At 36.0% G+C, this 19,908-nt stretch carries 19 protein-coding genes; 3 read left to right on the forward strand and 16 right to left on the reverse strand.

Annotated features, from left to right (window positions below; translation table 11 throughout):
- Positions 1-82: 82 nt before the first annotated feature.
- From ICJ85_RS03120 to tilS, 8 genes are all read right to left on the reverse strand, one after another.
- On the reverse strand, positions 83-2,377 hold the full coding sequence (locus ICJ85_RS03120; protein WP_188222303.1) for an FdhF/YdeP family oxidoreductase: 2,295 nt from the start codon (positions 2,375-2,377) through the stop codon (positions 83-85).
- Position 2,378: 1 nt separating this feature from the next.
- Positions 2,379-2,993 (reverse strand): nucleotidyltransferase family protein, encoded by a 615-nt coding sequence (locus ICJ85_RS03125; RefSeq protein ID WP_188222304.1) that lies wholly within the window; start codon positions 2,991-2,993, stop codon positions 2,379-2,381.
- Positions 2,994-2,997: 4 nt separating this feature from the next.
- Positions 2,998-4,026 (reverse strand): XdhC family protein, encoded by a 1,029-nt coding sequence (locus tag ICJ85_RS03130; protein WP_188222305.1) that lies wholly within the window; start codon positions 4,024-4,026, stop codon positions 2,998-3,000.
- Between the two features lie 27 nt (positions 4,027-4,053).
- The gene (locus ICJ85_RS03135; RefSeq protein WP_188222306.1) at positions 4,054-6,249 is read right to left on the reverse strand and encodes a molybdopterin cofactor-binding domain-containing protein; all 2,196 of its coding nucleotides are present in this window, start codon (positions 6,247-6,249) and stop codon (positions 4,054-4,056) included.
- A gap of 11 nt (positions 6,250-6,260) precedes the next feature.
- Positions 6,261-6,716, reverse strand: a complete 456-nt coding sequence (locus tag ICJ85_RS03140) for a (2Fe-2S)-binding protein (RefSeq protein ID WP_188222307.1) — start codon at positions 6,714-6,716, stop codon at positions 6,261-6,263.
- A gap of 104 nt (positions 6,717-6,820) precedes the next feature.
- Positions 6,821-7,777 (reverse strand): YheT family hydrolase, encoded by a 957-nt coding sequence (locus ICJ85_RS03145; protein WP_188222308.1) that lies wholly within the window; start codon positions 7,775-7,777, stop codon positions 6,821-6,823.
- A 2-nt stretch (positions 7,778-7,779) separates the two neighbouring features.
- Positions 7,780-9,405: an adenine deaminase gene (gene ade / locus ICJ85_RS03150; protein WP_188222309.1), complete on the reverse strand. Its 1,626-nt coding sequence runs from the start codon at positions 9,403-9,405 to the stop codon at positions 7,780-7,782.
- Positions 9,405-10,730 (reverse strand): tRNA lysidine(34) synthetase TilS, encoded by a 1,326-nt coding sequence (tilS, locus tag ICJ85_RS03155; protein WP_188222310.1) that lies wholly within the window; start codon positions 10,728-10,730, stop codon positions 9,405-9,407. Before tilS ends, ade begins: the two co-directional genes overlap by 1 nt.
- A 124-nt stretch (positions 10,731-10,854) precedes the next feature.
- Between tilS and ICJ85_RS03160 the strand changes: the two genes are divergently transcribed.
- Positions 10,855-11,547 carry a hypothetical protein gene (locus tag ICJ85_RS03160; RefSeq protein ID WP_188222311.1) on the forward strand — a complete coding sequence of 231 codons (693 nt, stop codon included), beginning with the start codon at positions 10,855-10,857 and terminating at the stop codon, positions 11,545-11,547.
- Here the strand turns inward: ICJ85_RS03160 and pabB are convergent.
- The gene (gene pabB / locus ICJ85_RS03165; protein WP_188222312.1) at positions 11,544-12,836 is read right to left on the reverse strand and encodes an aminodeoxychorismate synthase component I; all 1,293 of its coding nucleotides are present in this window, start codon (positions 12,834-12,836) and stop codon (positions 11,544-11,546) included. The genes ICJ85_RS03160 and pabB overlap by 4 nt on opposite strands.
- 79 nt (positions 12,837-12,915) lie before the next feature.
- Here pabB and ICJ85_RS03170 point away from each other — a divergent pair, with 79 nt between their 5' ends.
- Both ICJ85_RS03170 and ICJ85_RS03175 read left to right on the forward strand, forming a co-directional pair.
- Complete coding sequence (locus ICJ85_RS03170) at positions 12,916-13,806, forward strand: aldose 1-epimerase family protein (RefSeq protein WP_188222313.1); 891 nt, start codon at positions 12,916-12,918, stop codon at positions 13,804-13,806.
- 43 nt (positions 13,807-13,849) lie between these two features.
- A complete protein-coding gene (locus ICJ85_RS03175; protein WP_188222314.1) occupies positions 13,850-15,202 on the forward strand; it encodes a DEAD/DEAH box helicase in 1,353 nt (450 codons plus the stop codon).
- Between the two features lie 69 nt (positions 15,203-15,271).
- On the opposite strand, the gene ICJ85_RS03180 is transcribed toward ICJ85_RS03175, so the two are convergent.
- The 7 genes from ICJ85_RS03180 to ICJ85_RS16475 all read right to left on the reverse strand — a co-directional run bounded on the left by ICJ85_RS03180 (position 15,272) and on the right by ICJ85_RS16475 (position 19,836).
- Positions 15,272-16,027, reverse strand: a complete 756-nt coding sequence (locus tag ICJ85_RS03180; RefSeq protein ID WP_188222315.1) for a nuclease-related domain-containing protein — start codon at positions 16,025-16,027, stop codon at positions 15,272-15,274.
- A 30-nt stretch (positions 16,028-16,057) separates the two neighbouring features.
- Positions 16,058-16,651, reverse strand: a complete 594-nt coding sequence (locus ICJ85_RS03185) for a peptidylprolyl isomerase (protein WP_188222316.1) — start codon at positions 16,649-16,651, stop codon at positions 16,058-16,060.
- 8 nt (positions 16,652-16,659) lie between these two features.
- On the reverse strand, positions 16,660-16,950 hold the full coding sequence (locus tag ICJ85_RS03190) for a hypothetical protein (protein ID WP_188222317.1): 291 nt from the start codon (positions 16,948-16,950) through the stop codon (positions 16,660-16,662).
- A 40-nt stretch (positions 16,951-16,990) separates the two neighbouring features.
- Positions 16,991-17,749: a hypothetical protein gene (locus tag ICJ85_RS03195; protein ID WP_188222318.1), complete on the reverse strand. Its 759-nt coding sequence runs from the start codon at positions 17,747-17,749 to the stop codon at positions 16,991-16,993.
- Between the two features lie 412 nt (positions 17,750-18,161).
- Positions 18,162-18,680: a GNAT family N-acetyltransferase gene (locus tag ICJ85_RS03200; RefSeq protein ID WP_188222319.1), complete on the reverse strand. Its 519-nt coding sequence runs from the start codon at positions 18,678-18,680 to the stop codon at positions 18,162-18,164.
- A gap of 111 nt (positions 18,681-18,791) precedes the next feature.
- Complete coding sequence (locus ICJ85_RS03205; protein ID WP_188222320.1) at positions 18,792-19,565, reverse strand: Rossmann-fold NAD(P)-binding domain-containing protein; 774 nt, start codon at positions 19,563-19,565, stop codon at positions 18,792-18,794.
- 58 nt (positions 19,566-19,623) lie between these two features.
- Positions 19,624-19,836 carry a hypothetical protein gene (locus tag ICJ85_RS16475; RefSeq protein ID WP_206688026.1) on the reverse strand — a complete coding sequence of 71 codons (213 nt, stop codon included), beginning with the start codon at positions 19,834-19,836 and terminating at the stop codon, positions 19,624-19,626.
- Between the last annotated feature and the right edge of the window lie 72 nt (positions 19,837-19,908).

Below are 19,908 nucleotides of genomic sequence, written 5' to 3' on the forward strand. Positions count from 1 at the left end.
TTGATAAATTCACAAATTGAAATGCCTTTTTCTACGTATTAATTAAAATAATTTGTATTGTGTTACTAAAGAATGAAGTTTTCTAATTTGCCTGGACAGTTACGATGACGCTCTTCGATGCCGGTGTTTTCGCTGTATGAGCAAAACTATCTAAAGCCACTAGCATATTAGCTTCCGGAAAATACGTAGCACAGCAGCCTTCAGGAATATCATAACCCACAACCTTAAACTGTTCTGCTTTACGTATGACTCCTTTAAATTCCGATAGGATATTAACCACTTGTTGTTCCTGAAGGTTTCTAACTCTCATATCTTCACGGTTCATTAAAATCACTCGTCTTTCGTTAAAAATACCGCGATATCGATCGTTTAAACCATAAATCGTGGTATTAAATTGATCGTGACTACGAATGGTCATCATTATTAACTGATCCTTTTTTAATTCCCAGGACGGTAATTTATTGATAGAGAAATTGGCTTTACCTGTTTTGGTATGAAATTGTCTTATACGCGCACCATTGGGCAAATAAAAACCTGATGGTTGTTTTAGCTTACTGTTATAATCATCAAAACCATCGACGACGTCCTCAATATCAGAACGTACCAAATTATAATCATCTTGATATTGTAGCCAGTTAATTTTTGACTTTTCCTTAAGGGTCGCATGCGCCACACCACACACAACAGCAACTTCACTAATCAAGGCATTGGAACATGGCTCTAAAATGCCTTTGGTAGACGACACCACCCCCATAGAATTTTCGACACTCTGAATTTGCACACCAGTTTTCTGATAATCCTTCTCGGCTCGCCCTAAACACGGTAATATCAAAGCTTCTTTACCCGTAACCAAATGCGAACGGTTTAGTTTGGTACTCACGTGAACTGTTAAGTTACAATTTGACAAGGCTTGTGCAGAATATAAAGTATCAGGCACAGCAGAAATAAAATTGCCGCCCAAACCAAAAAAGACTTTAGCCTTTTTCTCGTACATCGCCTTAATAGCCTCAATCACCGAATAGCCGTGCTTGATTGTTGGTGTAAAACCATACTTTGCTTCAATTTTATCTAAAAACTTTTGAGGTGCCGCCTCCCAAATCCCTACGGTTCTATCGCCCTGTACATTGGAATGTCCACGCACCGGACAAGTACCTGCACCTTCTTTACCAATACTTCCTTTTAGCAATAATAAATTAACAAGCTCCCGTATATTATCTACCGCATTTTCATGTTGCGTTAAACCCATAGCCCAACACACAATAATCTTATCGTGATTTAAAATTAAATCGAAAACAACATCAAAAATAGCTTGTGATACTCCTGATTTCTTCAAACAATCTGAAAAACTATATTGTTTTAAATCGGTAATAAAACTGTCGTAACCCTGAGTAAACTGATTAATAAATGCTTTATCGAAAACATTTCCGTTCTGCTCTTCGGCTTCTAGTAACTTTAATAAAATAGCTTTAAAAAGGGCTACATCTCCATTTATCGTTACGGGAACATGAACATCGGTTAGTTTTGTTCCACCCGTTAAAAGTTTTAAAGGGTTTTGCGGATTTGTAAACCGTGCCAAACCAGCTTCAGCTAATGGATTTATAGAAATGATTTTTCCGCCATTTTTCTTGCACTTTTCCAATGCCGACAACATCCTTGGGTGGTTTGTTCCCGGATTTTGCCCAACAACCATCACTAATTCTGCCTTATATAAATCATCTAAAGTCACCGAACCTTTACCGATACCTAAAGTTTCGGATAAGGCTTTACCACTAGCCTCGTGACACATATTAGAACAATCGGGTAAATTAGCTGTTCCAAACTCACGAACAAATAACTGATATAAAAAAGCCGCTTCGTTGGTTGTTCGTCCAGAAGTATAAAACACGGCTTCATCGGGAGAATCTAAACCGTTTAAATGAGCTCCTACTTTAGCAAACGCTTCTTCCCAGGAAATGGGCTGATAATGTGTCGCACCTTCCGGTAAATACATCGGTTCTGCCAGGCGACCGGATTTCCCGATTTCAAAATCGCTCCAACTTGCCAGTTCATCAACAGAATATTTTGAAAAGAAATCAGCACCAATGGTTTTATTCTGTACTTCTTCTGCCATCGCTTTCATACCGTTTTCACAGTATTCCCCCAACATAGAACGTTCATCATCAGGATCAGGCCAGGCGCACCCCGGACAATCAAATCCTCCCTTCTGATTCATTTTACGTGACACCTTTAAAGCATCAGAGAAATTCATGTACTTTGAAACCTGACCAATTACTGAAGTTAAACCTGGTATTCCAGCACTATTTTTTGGTGGCGTTTTTACTTTTAAGTTTGAAAACGTTTCCGGTGTTTTTGCTTTATCTTGAGGAGAAGAACTCATATTACTTTTTAAATTTCGCCTGGTAAGCGTGTACATATTCGGTTTGAGTATCCAAATCTATGTTTTTAGTACCACTAAATAAAATTTCAACCTTCTGTTTATGATTTTTTAGAATTTGCTTAGCGCCCTTATCTTCATTCAAAGCTTCTAATTCTGTAAAATAAACAGCATCAAATAAAACAGGAACACCATTTTCTCCATCTACATACGATGTCGCTATAATTTGTTCTTTTTTAGGTTTAAATGCCCCTATCATTTGCTCTAAATAATCTGAAGTGATAAAAGGTTGATCAGCTAACAAAAACAAAACGCCATCAAATTTCAAATTAGAATTCTTTAAATAAGTTACTGCTTTTGAAATGGATTTTCCTAATCCCTTTTCCCAATCGGGGTTATAAATAATCTCCACAGGACGACTTTCAATCTTACTCTTTAATGTTTTATAATTTGCTCCTAAAACCAAGTAAACATGATTAGCATTTACATCAAGAGCCGTTTCAATACTGTGCTCTAACAAAGTGGTATCTCCCCATAATAACAATTGTTTTGGCTCCCCCATTCGCTTAGAAGCCCCTGCAGCCAATATTACCATAGCTATTTGAGAAGATGGATTCATTAACTTATTTGGACTTTGAATGAATCTTTCCTGATTTTTTTCGAAGGGAATACGTTTCTCGATTTCTATTAACTGCTAAAATTTCTGAAACTATTGAGACAGCTATTTCTTCTGGAGTTTCCGAACCAATATCAATCCCAGCGGGTCCATAAATAACATCTAGAAATTCATCGGTAACCTCAGGGCAGTATTCAATAAATTGCGATAATAAGTCGTCGCGACGTCTTGTTGATCCTAATAAACCAATATAATTGGGTGTTGTTTCTTTTAAAGCAACCAGATACCTTAAGTCTATTGCAAAATTATGTGTCATTAACACAACAGCTGTTTGCTGATCTATTTGCATCGCATTAATATTTTCAGGAGCCATGATTTGCATAAAATGAGCACCAGAGAAATGCTCTGCCGATTTCAACTCATTAGACCTTGCAATAACAGTAACCTCCCAGCCCGTTAACAATGCATATTTAGATAATTTAACAGCATCGTGTTCGGCTCCAATAACAAGGAGTTTAAAACAAGGTGACAGATCTTGCTTAAAAACTGCTGACTGCCCTTTTTCCTCTCTAAGAATATCTACACCACCAATTGAAAATAACTCCATATTTAAATCTATTACTGATCCCATTCCTTTAAATTCCCCTTCTTGATTTTCATAATACGAGGAAATCGTAAAAGACTTCCTTTCGTCAATACTCTTGAAAAAAGCTTCAATAAATGCTTCTTCAGGATCAAAAGGCTCTAATAAAATGTACAACACCCCTTCACACCCCAAGCGATAACGCCCATCATAACTCATCATTTTCGGCTGTCCTGTTTCAAAAACACTTTGTGATTCGCGATATACTTCCTTTTCTACACAACCGCCACTTACAGCGCCCTTCCAGAACCCTTTGTTGTTTAACAACATTCTAACTCCAGGACGTCTATAAGATGAGCCATCTAAAGCCACAACCGTTGCTAATACAACTTGAAAACCTCCCTTTTTCCAGTCAATAGCAGTTTCAACAAGTGTTTTGAATTCGTGTGTCATAGTTTGTTTTGTTGTTAATTCTGATTATTATCCCATTACAGTTTTTAATGACATAAATGGTTGATGATAATAACGTTCGCCAGTAGCCTGATACAGTGCATTTGCTAACGCTCCAACAGCCGGTGGCAATCCCGGCTCCCCAAGACCTGTAGGGTCTATATCATTTTCAACAAAAAATACTTCTATGTCTTCTGGTGCCTGCGAATGACGTATTAATCGATAGGTATTGAAATTATTTTCTTGTGGCGTTCCTTCTTTAAACGTTAACTGACTATACATGGCATGACCAATACCATCAACAACACCACCTTGTACCATATTTTTAGCAGCATCACGATTTATTACAATACCACAATCTACAGCACACCAGACTTTTTTGATTTTTGGCTTACCGTCTTCCATGGCTATATCAATGACCTCCGCAACATAACTATTATGACAAAAATAAGCTGCCACACCACGGTGGATTCCTGGCATTGACTGTCCCCAATTGGATTTTTCTTTTACCAACTTTAAAACACCTGCATAACGCTTAGCATCATAATCGTTTCGCTTTCCTACGGGGTTTGAAATAGCCCGATCGAACAATTCTAAACGGAATTCGATAGGATCTTTTCCTGCCAGTTCAGCCACCTCATCTAAAAACGATTGTTCGGCTCCTGCCGTAAAATGGGATCTGGGCGCGCGCCATGCTCCTGTAGTTATATTGGTATGAGTACTGGCCTTTTCCGCTAAATAATTATCTACCGTACCCGCCGGAAAACGATGTTCAAACACCGGACTTTCCGGTAAACCTGTCCCCTTGACCGAAAAAGCAATTAAATTGTTGTTCTCATCTAACCCGGCTTTATAGGTTGTTAAATACGCTGGTCTGTAGGTGCCTTGCGTCATATCATCCTCACGGGTATAGATTAGTTTTATCGGTGCTCCTGTTTGTTTTGAAATAGCCGCGGCTTCAACTCCAAAATTCACATATAAGCGTCGGCCAAAACCACCACCCATACGCGTCATATTTACCGTAACATCTTCAATAGGCAACCCTAATAATTTAGATACAGAACCTTCCAAAGCCTGTGGGGTTTGTGTCGGACCAATAAGTTCAGCAGACGTTTCTGTAACGTTTGCAAAGAAATTCATGGGTTCCATAGTATTATGCGGAAGAAAAGGCGAACTATAGGTACGCTCTATAACTTTTGAAGCTTTTTTAAAAGCCGCTTCCGGATCGCCATCTTTTCGACTTTCATGCATTTCACCTGAAGCCAGAGTTCCCTCCATGCGTTTCATGTGATCTTCAGAATTTTCTAATTCGCTAACCGCTTCCCAATTCGTTTTAAGTGCTTTTTTAGCTTTCATAAGTTGCCAGGTCGAATCGCCGACAATCGCTACCAACTGCTGATATCCTTTTTCATCAAAATATCCGGGTTCAGGAACAGAGATATCGACAATAAAAGCATCTTGTATACCAGGCATAGCTTTAATTTCAGCTTCATTAAAATCTTTCACCTTCATACCGAATGCTGGTGGATGCTGAATCATAGCCAGTTTCATGCCTTCGCGTTTAAAATCCAAACCAAACAAAGGTTTACCGGTCACTATATTTTTACCATCAACGTTTTTTACACTTGTAGATATTAACTTAAAGTCCTTTATATCTTTTAGTTCAACTTCTTCAGGTACTTCCATAGCAACAGCCTGAACAGCAATGTCGCCATAGCCCATGGTACGATCACCATTAATTTCTTTAATAATTCCACCTGAAACCGTTAAGGCTATAACCTCAACTCCCCAGGCTTTTGCCGTAGCCTCTAAAAGCATTCGTCTGGCTGTAGCTCCTGCCATACGCAAAGCATGCCAACCTTTACGAATAGACTGACTTCCTCCCGCTACCTGATTATGATAAAAGCCTGTATTTAACGGAGCTTGCTCTACAATGACATTGTTCCAATCGACATCGAGCTCTTCAGCGACAATCATTGGCATAGACGTTTTCACATTCTGCCCTATTTCTGGATTTGGAGAATAAATGGTAACTAAACCCGTATCTCCAATTTTTATATAACCATTAATCTCGAACCATTCATTAGGAATCGCCAGAGCCTCTTCAGTTTTTCCTCCAGAAACACAACAGGTTAACCAACTAAAGCCAATAAGCATCCCTCCGCCTGCAGCAGCTGATATTTTCAAAAATGAACGACGATTATATTGTGTTTTTATCTTTGTCATAATGCTTGCTTTTATTGGTTAGATGCGGTTTTAATAGCTTGTTTAATTCTTACATAAGTACCACAACGGCAAATATTTCCACTCATAGCATTATCGATATCCTTATCTGTTGGTTTTGGATTTTCAGTTAACAAAGCAGTCGCATTCATAATTTGTCCGCTCTGACAATAGCCACACTGCGGAACATCATGTTCCAACCAAGCCTTTTGTACCGGATGATCGCCTTCCTCTGACAAACCTTCTATGGTTGTAATTTCTGATGTTCCTATGGTCGATACGGCAATCAGACAACTACGTACGGCAGCACCTTCAAAATGAACGGTACATGCTCCACACTGGCCAATACCACATCCGAATTTCGTTCCAAGAAGCTTTAATTCATCTCGCAATACCCAAAGTAAAGGGGTATCGTCGTCTACATTAACATTATGAGAAGTTCCGTTAATGCGTAATTTATACTCAGGCATATTAATTTGTATTAAGTTAAAAGAAGGTTTTAAAGTAATTTGGTTAAAACCAATTCCTTTAAAAATACAAAAAAGAATACTTGTTATATGATTTTAAGACTTTTTTAAGATTTCAAAACAAACTCTAAAGCCCGCTTTTCATTGTAATACACATTGCGTTTATCAATAAAACCAACATGTCCTCCATTTTTGGGCATTTCTAAAAACAGATTCGGATTTTCTTTAGCCTCTTTTACAGGGTAACACTCTGGTGATAAAAAAGAATCATTCAATGCATTAATAATAAGTGTTCGCGTTTTTATATTGGGTAGAAACTGTAAGCAACTGCTTTTCTCATAATAATCGGAAGCATCTTTAAAGCCGTGAGCCTTTGCGGTATACACTTCGTCGAAGTCTCGAAGCGTATTTATGGTACAGAATTCCTCATATGATAAATTATCAGGGTATTTAACCGCTTTATTTATGAGTTTTCTTGTTAAATGATTTAAAAACCGGTTCGCATAAGGTCTGTTTTTAGGTTTTAACAATTCCAAACAAGATCCGTTTAAATCTGCAGGTACCGATACCGCTACAGCAGCCTTAACCTGTGTTGGAACATCGTTTCGCTCTCCTAAATATTTCAAAATCAAATTGGCTCCAAGACTAACTCCGTACAAGTAAATTTCAGAATACCTGTTTAAATCTAACACATGCTGAAGAACATCTTCTAAATCTTCTGTAGCACCGGAATGATAACTTCTAAACTTTAAATTATCCTCGCCACTACAACCTCTGAAATTCACACAAATCGCATCGGTATCATTTTCATTAAATAATTTTGCCGTTGCCGTGAGATATGGACGTTGCCCATTGCCTTCCAGACCATGGAAACACAAAATAAGTTTATCGGTTTTAGCCCCTGCATAGCTCCAGTCTAAGTCAAGAAAATCACCATCTCTAAGATCAATACGCCTGCGTTCCTGTTCAAGTTTAACCGAACGGATTAACCCCGAATACACGGTTGAAACAAACCCATTCCTAAAAACAAATAAGGGACTATATGTACTGTGTAATACTGGCATAATTAATTAACGTCTAATGTAGTAAATTTAAATTGGGAACCATCAAATAAGCCTTTATCACTCAATTTTAACGAGGGAATAACCAGCAAAGCCATGAAGGACAACGTCATATAAGGCGCATACAAACTACTACCCAATTGTTTTGCCATGGCATCGAGCTTCGCATAAGCTTCACCAACCGTTTTCCCATCCTTATCACTTATAATTCCTGCTACAGGTAACGGCAGAACCTGTTCTTCAGTTTCCGAAACCGCACAAATACCACCTTTATTCTCGATGAGTAAATTAACGGCTCGACAAATAGCTTCGTCTGAAACACCAACAGCAATAATATTATGGGAATCATGACCAACCGAAGAGGCTATAGCACCTTCTTTTAATCCGAAATTTTTAATAAAAGCGATGGATGGTTTCTGATTTTGATAACGGTTAACTACCGACATTTTTAGTATGTCTTTTTCTGTATTTGAAACCAGGTTATTGTCTTCAATTTTAGAATCTTCAATTAATTCGTTGGTAACCAACTGCCCTTCTAAAGCTTCTATAACACGAATTTGCTTAGCAGAAGATTTAACTTTAAAATCTTCAATTGTTTTTTTATCACAATTGAAATTATTCAGATTATCAAAAGCAACAGATTGAATTAAAGATGTTCCATTATCGAAAACCAAGACTCCATCAACATAGGTTTGAAGGGTTTTAAAATCTTTTAAATCCTCTACGACAATACAATCGGCAGTATCACCAACCTGTAGCAATCCAACATCTAAATTATAATGTTTTACAGGATTAACACACGCCATTTGCAACACTTTAAATACATCGATACCTTTTTCTACCGCACGAGCACAAAGCCTATTTATATGGTCAATTAACAAATCGTCTGGATGTTTATCATCACTACAAAACATCATATTTTGGTAATGTTCCGAAGCCAAATCGATTAAGGCTTCAAAATTTTTAGCGGCACTCCCCTCACGAATTAAAATTTTCATTCCCTTTTGAAGCTTTTCCAAAGCCTCTTCATAAGTGAAACACTCATGATCTGTTGTTATTCCGGAATTTATATACTTAGTAATATCATCGCCTCGCAATCCGGGAGCGTGGCCATCAATAGGTTTTTTATAATGCTTTGCCCAGGCGAGTTTTTTCATGACCTCTTCATCATCAAGCAAGACACCGGGATAATTCATCATTTCTGCCAGATACTTGATATCCGGGTTTTCAAGTAAGATCTTAATAGCATCGGAATCAATTACAGCTCCTGCCGATTCAAACGTAGTTGCCGGTACACAGGAAGGCGCTCCAAAATTAAATTTAAACGGCACTTTTTTTCCGTTTTCAATCATAAATTCCACGCCTTTCACACCAAGTACATTGGCTATCTCATGCGGATCGGAAACCGTAGCTACCGTACCATGAGTAACTGCCAACCGAGCAAATTCACTGGGCACCAACAGAGAACTTTCAATATGTATGTGGGCATCGACAAAACCAGGAAGAATATAATGATTTACATCATGTTCTTTTTCTTCAATTGAAGCGATTTTTCCATCTGTAATGGTTATTTCACCTTTAAAAATACGTTGGTTTACTATGTCGACAATCTGCCCTTGTAATACTGTCATTATTGAATTAATTCTATTTTTAAAATATGCTTGGTTTTGTCAGTCACCTTAAATCGGTCATCAGCACGCTTACCAATAACCCATACAATATTATCATCACTACAAAACAACCAGGTATTCTCTTTATCGACCAACGAAAACTTTTCGTCCTTAAAAAACTTACTCAGCTTTTTCTTTTTGCCTTTCATCCCTAATGGGGAAAAGGCATCGCCTTGTTTTTTCTGTCGTATGGTAAGCGGACTATGCAAAAGTCCTTTATCGATGTAAATACAATTCTCATGATGTTCTGTATTTAAAACATCAACTTCAGAAAACTCTAAATACCCACAAGGAATTTTTAAAGTTGCATTAGTATCTAAAACTGTTATACTTTCATCAGGTAATACTTCGCTAATATTCCCCGTTAGTATTAACACATCGCGGTCTTTTATTAAGCGATGCGTTGCTGAAGCTACGTATTTTCCAGGCTGCGCCGAAAGTAAATTTAAAATATCGTCCCATTGTGTAAACCCATAACTTTTGAAAGTTTCATATAAAAACGCTTTGGGTGCACTTTGCTTCTTAAATACCTCAACCTTATACTTGGTTTCCTGACTGGTCACTTTTATGATTGCTTCTTTTAAAAACGTTTCCATAGCATCCTCAACAATACCGAATGTATCGTTTAAATGACTCAATGTACTTTGGAAACTCTGTAATAAGCTTGGGTTAATCTCTTTTAAAATCGGGATAACGTCATGGCGTAATTTGTTACGCAGGTATTTGGTCGATTTGTTACTGCTATCGTCGCGCCACTTGATATCATTATCTTTTGCAAAATTTGCAATCTGTTCATTAGAAAAAGGCAATAACGGACGAACAAACACCTCATTCACTTCCGGAATTCCGGTTAGACCTTCCAACCCCGTTCCACGCGTAAAATTGATTAAAAAGGTTTCTAAGTTATCATCGGCGTGATGTGCAGTTAAGACGTAATCAAATTGTAACTGCTCTGATAATTCCGAAAACCAATTATACCGCAATTCGCGCGCTGCCATCTGTATAGAACGTTTGTTTTCTTCGGCATACCCTTCAGTATCAAAACTTTCTACAAACACTTCTAGATCTAAATCCTCTGCCAGCTGCAGCACAAAGTCTTCATCTGCATCACTTTCTTTTCCGCGTAAATTAAAATTACAATGTGCTAAAGCTACATTCAATTGACTTTTATAACATAAATGTGTAAGTACAACACTATCAATTCCGCCAGAAATAGCAATAAGCAATTTACTGTCCTTTAAGAACGATAAACGAGATTCTAAATGATCTTGAAATTCTTTTAGCATGCTTCAAATATACAACAATGCCTTTTGAAAATGATATCCTACATTTATTTAAAATGAGATAAAATACTAGTTTAAAATCTGAGAATTTAGTATCTTATAACTGTAATTTTAATAGATGAGGACCATGAGCACCATTGATAAATTAAACGATAAAGCAACACAGGCAGCCTTCAATAAAAAGATGCTTACCGCATCGCAACAACTACATCCTTATGTTAAACACAGGCTTTATATTGCCGAATCTAAAGGCATTATTCCAAGAAAAATGTATTCTTCAAATGGTGTAGTAGACGACACAATTGTTGCTTTCTATGAAAAGGGTTATGATGTAGATATAGACAACAACACCTTAAAACTCAAACTTTTTAAAATGGTTAATTCACAATTGGATAATATTTATGAAAAAGAAGCTTTTCATAATAACACCATTAGTACACGCAAGTTTCTAGAAGAAGAACTAGCAGCTCTGGAAGAGAAATATACCATTGATGACGGTTTCGATTATATTATGAATGAGGACCTGAATGATATCTCCTACCAACAGAACGGACATGATAAACACCTGTTTCTTTACGATGACAATAACCATTCTATTTTAAATGCTTTTAACACAAAAGCTTCTAAACGCAATAACTCCAAAAAGGTTATCGGAAATATTTACACCAGACTACCAATTAACGTTTCAAACATCATTGATTTATACGTCTTTGGTAAATTACCCATTGCCGATATTGCTGCAATAAAACAAATTGAAGAACAACGTATCGAGAATATTATTAACTGGGTGAAAAAGAGTTTTGAAACCAATTTAGACTAGTCTTCGAGCACTTGTCGCATAGCTTTTGCTTTTACTAAACATTCCTCATATTCTTTATGGGGATCGCTTTTAGCAGTTATAGCGCCACCTACGGAATAGGACACGTATTTTTTGGTTTCATTATAAAGGATACTTCTAATCACCACATTAAAATCGAAATTTCCTGTTGGGGAAAAATAACCAACAGCTCCAGAATAAAGTCCGCGTTTAGTTTCTTCTAAAGTCTCTATAATTTTCATAGCCGAAAACTTTGGAGCACCCGTCATACTCCCCATAGGGAATGTGGTTTCAATAATGTCTACCGGATGTGTTTCGGGTGTTACTAGCGACTTCACTGTCGATATCATTTGATGCACCTGATCGAAGGTGTAAATCTTACATAACTCCTCCACCTCAACGCTACCTCTAATGGCAGTTTTAGATAAATCGTTACGTACCAAATCCACAATCATGATATTTTCACTACGTTCCTTTTCATTCTCCAACAACTCTTTTTTCAGCTGTTCATCTTCCTCTACATCTAAAGCGCGTTTTGCTGTCCCTTTAATGGGTTGAGAAATCACCTTATTGCCTTCTTTTTTTATGTAACGCTCCGGTGATGCGGATAATAAATATTTATCGGTACATTTCAAAAACGTAGCAAATGGCGGATTCGATATATTGTTGAGTTTATTATAAATTTCTAAAGGCGGAATCTGAGTGTCTTCAGCATAAAATTCCTGACAAAAATTAGCCTCGTAAATATCACCTCGATGAATATGCTCTAACATCGCACCAACTTTCTCCTGATAGGCGTCTTTATGAATACGAAGGTGAATTTTTATCGGGTCTCTCTGTTGTTGCTTTTCGGAAATATCTACCGACTGAATATCTTCAAAATCGGATTCCATTTCATCATCAACCATATTTAAATACTGAACATCAACCTCATTCTCTTTTATAAAGAATAAACGTTTTGGCTGAAAAAAATACAAGTCAGGAAACCCTAAGCCATCATAGTTCTTCGACTCTAAAGGTTCTACTGCATTTTTTAAATCGTAGGTTAAATACCCAAAAATCCAGTCCTTCGCTTGTGTTTGATAATCTTTTAATTGCTCGAAAGCCTGCGTATAATCGGTTTTGATACTGGTAAATGCATCAACCGCCAACACCGCATCATATTCTCCGTATTGTTGCTTGTAATTATTAGAATCCAGCCAAACAACATCTTCAAATTGCTGACTCCACAATAATAATTTCTGCTTAAACAACTGAATGTCTTCGATATGGCGATTTTGTACTGCTCTCAAGTGAAAAATTTATAGCGCAAATTTAGGTAGAATCCTTAAAAATTCACAAGTTTTGTATATTAGATTAAATATTCTATTCATGTTTACACTAGAAAACGACCTACTAAAAATTAGCGTTAAAAATACCGGCGCCGAATTATGTGAAATTAGTTCTGTAAAACACCAAACCCAATTTATGTGGGATGCCAACCCCGATGTTTGGGCTGGCTTTGCACCTAACCTGTTTCCTGTTATAGGTGCCTTAAAAAACGACACTTATATTCTGGACAATAAAGCCTATACATTACCGAAACACGGTTTTATTAGGGGCAATGAGAACATAGAATTAGTGGAGCAATCTGAGGATAGTATAACATTCAAACTGTCTTATGATAATGAAACCCTAAAAGTCTATCCTTTTAAATTTGAATTCCTCATCACTTATAAACTTACCGAAAACACCTTAGACGTTATTCATACGATTAACAATCTGGATGATAACCCCTTGTATTTTTCATTAGGTGGCCATCCGGCATTTAAATGCCCTGTTTACAACAACGAAACCTATGAAGATTACAGCTTAGTTTTTGAACATTCAGAACATTCAGAAACGCATATGGTTAGTCTTTCAGACGGCCTTATTTTAAATGAAACCGCACCGCTTTTGAATAATACAAACACCATAAAACTTAAACACAACCTATTCGATAAGGATGCTTTAATTTTTAAAGACTTAAAGTCTAAAACCATTACATTAAACAGTGTTCATTCCGGTGATATCTTAACGGTATCGTATCATGATTTTCCATATTTAGGTGTTTGGGCTAAACCTACAGGAGACTATGTCTGCATTGAACCTTGGTTAGGCATTGCCGACAGTGTGAACCATAATCAGGATTTTAAAACAAAGGAAGGCATTTTAAAATTAGAACCTAAAAATAATTTTACAGCAAGCTATAGCATAGAAATACACAACACGCATTTAGTGTAAGTAGAATAATAAGCGTAACTTTGCCCACTATAAATGATACGTTTTGACTTTTAGAGATTTAAATTTAAACACCCCGCTATATAACGCCTTAGACGATTTAGGCTTCACAACACCCACGCCTATTCAGGCCGAAGCTTTTAATATTGTAAGCTCAGGGAGAGACATTGTTGGTATTGCTCAGACTGGTACTGGTAAAACCTTTGCTTACATGCTGCCTATTTTAAAGAATTTAAAATTCTCTAAACAGGAGAATCCACGTGTCCTTATTTTAGTGCCTACACGCGAATTGGTGGTTCAGGTGGTTGAAGAAATTGAAAAACTAACCAAATATATCAATACCCGAGTGCTTGGTGTTTATGGTGGCACCAACATTAACACTCAAAAAATGGCTGTTGCCGAAGGTTTAGATATTTTAGTCGCTACACCTGGGCGTTTATATGATTTAGCTTTAAGTCGGGTATTACAGTTGAAATCGATTCAAAAGTTAGTGATTGATGAAGTTGATGTAATGCTGGATTTAGGGTTCAGACATCAGCTGATTAATATTTTTGATATCCTTCCGGAAAAGCGTCAGAATATTATGTTCTCGGCTACGATGACAGAAGATGTCGATGACTTATTGAACGACTTCTTTACCATTCCAGAACGTGTATCAATTGCTGTTTCGGGAACGCCGTTAGAAAACATCGAGCAAACGCGTTATAATGTCCCCAACTTTTTTACCAAAGTCAATCTGTTAGTTCATATTCTAAATGATGCTGAAACCTTTAACAAGGTGATTGTGTTCGTATCGAATAAAAAGATTGCTGATAAACTGTTTGAAGAATTAGACCTACATTTCAAAGAAGAATTATGTGTCATTCACTCTAACAAAACCCAAAACTATCGTTTACGTAGTATTGAGCAATTTAGAAATGGAGAGAACCGTATTTTAGTTGCCACCGATGTTATGGCTCGTGGTCTGGACATTGAAAACGTAAGTCACGTAATTAATTTAGACACCCCGGATTACCCGGAAAACTACATGCACCGTATTGGAAGAACTGGGCGTGCCGAACGTAAAGGAGAGGCTATTCTATTATCGACTGAAAAAGAACAGGAAGCCCGTGAAAATATCGAGCGTTTAATGAATATGGAAATTCCTGTTTTAGAATTACCTGAAATGGTAGAAATTTCCGATCAGCTTTTAGAAGAGGAACGCACCAAAGTAAAAGAGCGCAATAACCCGACCAAACGTAGTGAGGAAGATATGCCTGGTCCGGCATTTCATGAAAAGAAAGCCAAAAACCAAAAAGAAAACTTAGGAGGCTCCTACAAATTTAAAATCGCTAAAAAATATAAAAAGCCGAAAACACGAGGCGATAAAAACTATAACAAAAGGAATAAAAGAAAGTAATAAAAAATCCCTGTTCGAAATACTGAACAGGGATTTTTTGTTCATGTTACTTATTCGAAATTCAGATGATTAAAAATTAAGTGTATATCTGCATTTTGGAAAATTTAAACATCCGTAAAAACTACCATACTTTCCACCTTTAATAACAAGACTTCCACTGCAATTCGGACAAACCTTTCCCTTTTCCCGGGTCTTCTTTTCTCTAACTTGTTTTTTTACCCGTTTAATATGCCTCTTATTTGCCTTTCTGTCCTTAATATTACATGCTTCTATAGTTTCTGCAATCTGCTTCATGGTGTCTTGGCATAAATACTGCGATTGATTTGCTTTCTTTATAGTTCTGCGAAGTTTTTTTGTCTTAATAACAGGTAACCAGGATTTGATATTCTTTAATTTTCCACTCCCTGCAAATACAACAACTGGAAAATATTCAATAAACCCAAATTCGACTAAAGTTTCCTTTAATGCAAACACATGCACCCAATTCTGTTTGATAGGATTTCTAAGTTTCGTTTTATAATTAAAAATCGTTTGTGTCCAGTATTCGGCATTTTCACGTCCGTGAATCCAGCCTTTATAGTTTTTGGTTTCAATAACAAAAATTCCAGCCTCACAAATAACAATATGATCTATTTGTGTCGTAGAATCTCCGTATTTCAATAAAATATCATTTAAAACCAGGTACTTTCGTCTATTAAGCCTGCTTAGTTTTTTAGACACCTCCTGCTCCCCTCGAGCTCCTATAATTCTTGGACGTATAGTGTTCTTATAATGGTATGCAAACCCGTAAAAAATTAAAACAAAAAGAAAAACAACGATTATCATTTCTAAAAAACAAACTACCCTTTCGCTGGTCTATAAAGTCCTGTAACCAGTAGTAGATTTCACAGATACAATTTTAAAGAACACCGGCTCAATCAACATCTGATCTTCATCTTTTAACTGCTGAATAGCTTTAACAATATCCATTCCCTGAACGACTTTACCAAAGGCAGCAAAACCTTGTCCATCAGGATTACGTTTTCCGCCATAATCCAGTTCCGGTTGGTTGCCTAAACAAATAAAAAACTCAGTAGTTGCTGTTCCGGGTTCATAACGCGCCATAGACAAGGTACCATCTTCATGTAAAACTCCTGTTTCATTAGTGTTTTCATGTGCTACAGGCTCGAACATTACATCTTCAGAATCTATACCTCCTTGAATAACCTCAATCTTCACTTCGCTTTGCAGTTGGTTATCTAAACGCACTGTTCTGTAAAAACGGGCATCTTTGTAAGCACCTTGTTCAATATATTTTAAAAAATTAGCACAGGTTTTTGGAGCCTTATCGACATATAGTTCTGCAATAATAGTTCCTAATTCTGTTTCGATTTCAATCATGGTGTGTTTTTCCTTTTTACAGGATAGTACTAAAAGAAGACATACCACTATGATATGAGGATATTTCATTGGTAGGGTTAGAAATTAAGTTTTAATCGGTTTGAAGACATTTCAATACCAGCAATAAAACTCGCAAATGCTGTTAAAGTCATACATACACCTAAAGCTATAATAGCAATGCCTATCCATTTTAATACATTATTAAACTTTTCAGAGTTTACAGATTCTACTTCGCTTTCCGGAATAGCTTTTCTTGTAATTAAGGTTAAAAAGGTTTTAAAATGATCTTTAACTAAAAGTCCTATACAGGCAATGATTGCTGATTTCGCGACTGCTGTTAGGAAGGTGAAAAATAAAACTGATTTCATTATTTAAGATTAGGGGTTAAAACGCCCGCAAACTACATAATTATTCTAAGGATAAAAAAGGACTATCGAAAATTACCCAATCCGTCCAGGTTTTATTCTCATTCCCAGAAAAATCCAACAAACTAAATCGTACTTTATATTTACCTTCTTTTTTAAAATTAAAAGCTCCATTACACATACCATGGCCTACTTTTAATGTTCCTGATTTATCTCCCATTAAATAAAACGTCGTTTTTATTCTTGTTTCAAGTGAAACAAATTCTGTTTTATAGAGCAACAAAGATTCACCCTTAGTTTGAACTCTAAAATTAGCATGAACAGCAGGTCCACAACCAAATTGAACAAACTCAGAATCTATAAAACTCGGTTGCTTCACAAAAACAGGAGTCTCTTTACATTCAATATCTTTAACTACCCAACTAATTTTATTATCATACGGATACTTATTGAAAAACTTTCTTTCCCTTTCATCTAAATTATCGATTTGGAGTTCATAATATTTTCCTTTTTCAAGTAATTTATAAGGCTTTAATATGGCTTGTGATTTACCATAAAGACCTGTGTTCACTTCAACTACTTTTAGAGGTATTTTATTTCCTTCGGATTCCAGATAAATTGGATAATCTTTGTTTAACGCATGGATAATTTTTTGACTTTCTAAAATCCCCTCCAGCATAAATAACGAATTCTGACTTATAGAATCGGCAGATGGATAAACTATCAAGCCACAATTACCACATTTAGCATATCCTTTGATAGAGATAAGTATTCCTAAACATAAAGTGACGATGAATTTCATAAGTAGATTTTTTAATGAAGCAACCTAATTTAAAGAAAAATAAAGCTTTTTCCTATTTTAAAAGACTTAAAAAAAATTTAAATGTTACAAAAACACGCCTCCTGAGGCTTCAATACGTTGCCCATTAATCCAGCAGGCATCTTCGGTGCATAAAAAAGGCTACAATACTACCAATATCTTCTGGCTCTCCCACGCGACCTAAAACAGTTACTCCGAATATTAATTTCCTAAATACGTCATGAATATCCTTAACGTCCTAATATTAAACCCTACATAAAACGGTTCGGTAAAATAAGGTTTGGTTTAAGATTATTGGGAATATAATTCTGGGGTTAAATTAGACTTTATAATTTTGAATATGTCATGTTCAAACGAAAACAACAAACGCTGATTTGTAAAGTATACATTTTTATCAAATTGTTTTGGCATATACATCAATGCTTATTGGTTTGCCATTTTTAATTTCACAATCTTTTAATGTTTTTTCATATTGAAAATCTAGTTTAGACATAGCCTTCTTACAATTCATATTTTCACTTTCCACAAATCCTTCAATTCGGTTTAGTTTAAGTTGATGAAAACCGTAATCAGCGATTAATGGTAAGACTTCTTTCATAATCCCCTTTCCCCAGATATCAGGAAGTAACCAAAGTCCTATTTCTGCTTTCTTTTCTTTATGGTCAATATCATTTAATCCGCCTGCGCCGTAAAATGTCTGGTTGTCAGGAGAACAAATCGCCCACCACATTTGTGCTTTTTCCGAAAACCAAAGCATTTGTTCTCTTGTAGCTTCCAAACTATTAAAACTAACCACGTAATACTGAATAACTTTCGGATTGGAAAGTCCTCTGAAAATGTTTTCCTGATCAAAATCTGTTATTTCTCGTAAAAACAATCGATTTGTTTTTATTCTTGGAAAATTATGATTCATTATTTAAATTTAAATTCAGCCGATCTTCTTGGTTAATTCACAAAACACAGAATAGAACACCTATAACTCAGAGCGAATCCCATAGACTACATGTTGCTTATTTTTGTATCATCATACAAGATTCATTAAATCAGCATGTATAAATTTATAGTCCAGTAATCTTTTTAATTTTTGGCTATTTATAATCTTATACTTACTTTCTGTCGCTTCATTAAAAACGATTTGAGACTTTCCTGTTTTTCGGCTTTCTCTAAGGTAAAAATCCCGTCGTTTTGGATGACTATCGGCACAAGCATTAAGAATTTCATTCCAGATATTTTTAAAAATCACTTGCTCAATGATTTCAATGCAATCATCTCTATGAATGAGATTAACATATCCGTCCGGATACTCAACTGGCTTATTGTCTTTAACGAAATTCCCTGGTTTTCTGTCGTATCCAAATAATCCACCAAACCTAATAATAGTGGATTTAAAAGAAGGATTACCAATGAATAATTGTTCCATTTCGGCCAGTGGCGTATTGAGCGTATCGGTCTCTTCTGTAACAATGTCATTGGTAAACGGATAAACAGAAGTTGAACTAATGAATATTACGTTTTGAACTTCAGAAACCTCAATGTGCTTTATCAAATTTTTAATATCACCGATATTCTTGGATGTAATAGCAATAACCAGAACCTTGGAACTTAAAAAATCCCTTATGATATCAAGGTCTGGTTTACTAATATCTATTAGAAACGATTTAATACCTTTTTCTTCAAGGAGCTTTATTTTAGAAACTGAAGTCGTTGAGCCATAAACCTCATATCCTTTAGCCGTTAAATCACTTGCTAAGGCTAATCCTAGCCAGCCACACCCTAAAATACTTATGCTTTGTCTCATTAAATTTCTGTTTTCACTTGTAACAAACATACTTTTACTTTATCAATTTTCTTAGCTCTTAATATTCTTGATTAATGTATTTTAAACCATTATAAATAGCTACTAATGGAACTGAGCGATGATTTTCTTTTTCGAAATACTCTATCTCTATACTTAAATGCTCATCCGATTTCTCTTTGCTTAAGTCATAAAGATGATCGTGTCTTTTTTTATTCCTTTCGTAATTATTCTCTCCTTGATTTGCTGTAGCTATATAAAGATTTTTATTCAATGATATTGATGAGATAGAATGTAAACTTTCCTTAAAACCGAACTGTTTAAAAGTGTAAAAATAATATTAACT

It is taken from the genome of Aestuariibaculum marinum, assembly GCF_014596975.1.
Lineage (GTDB): Bacteria > Bacteroidota > Bacteroidia > Flavobacteriales > Flavobacteriaceae > Aestuariibaculum > Aestuariibaculum marinum.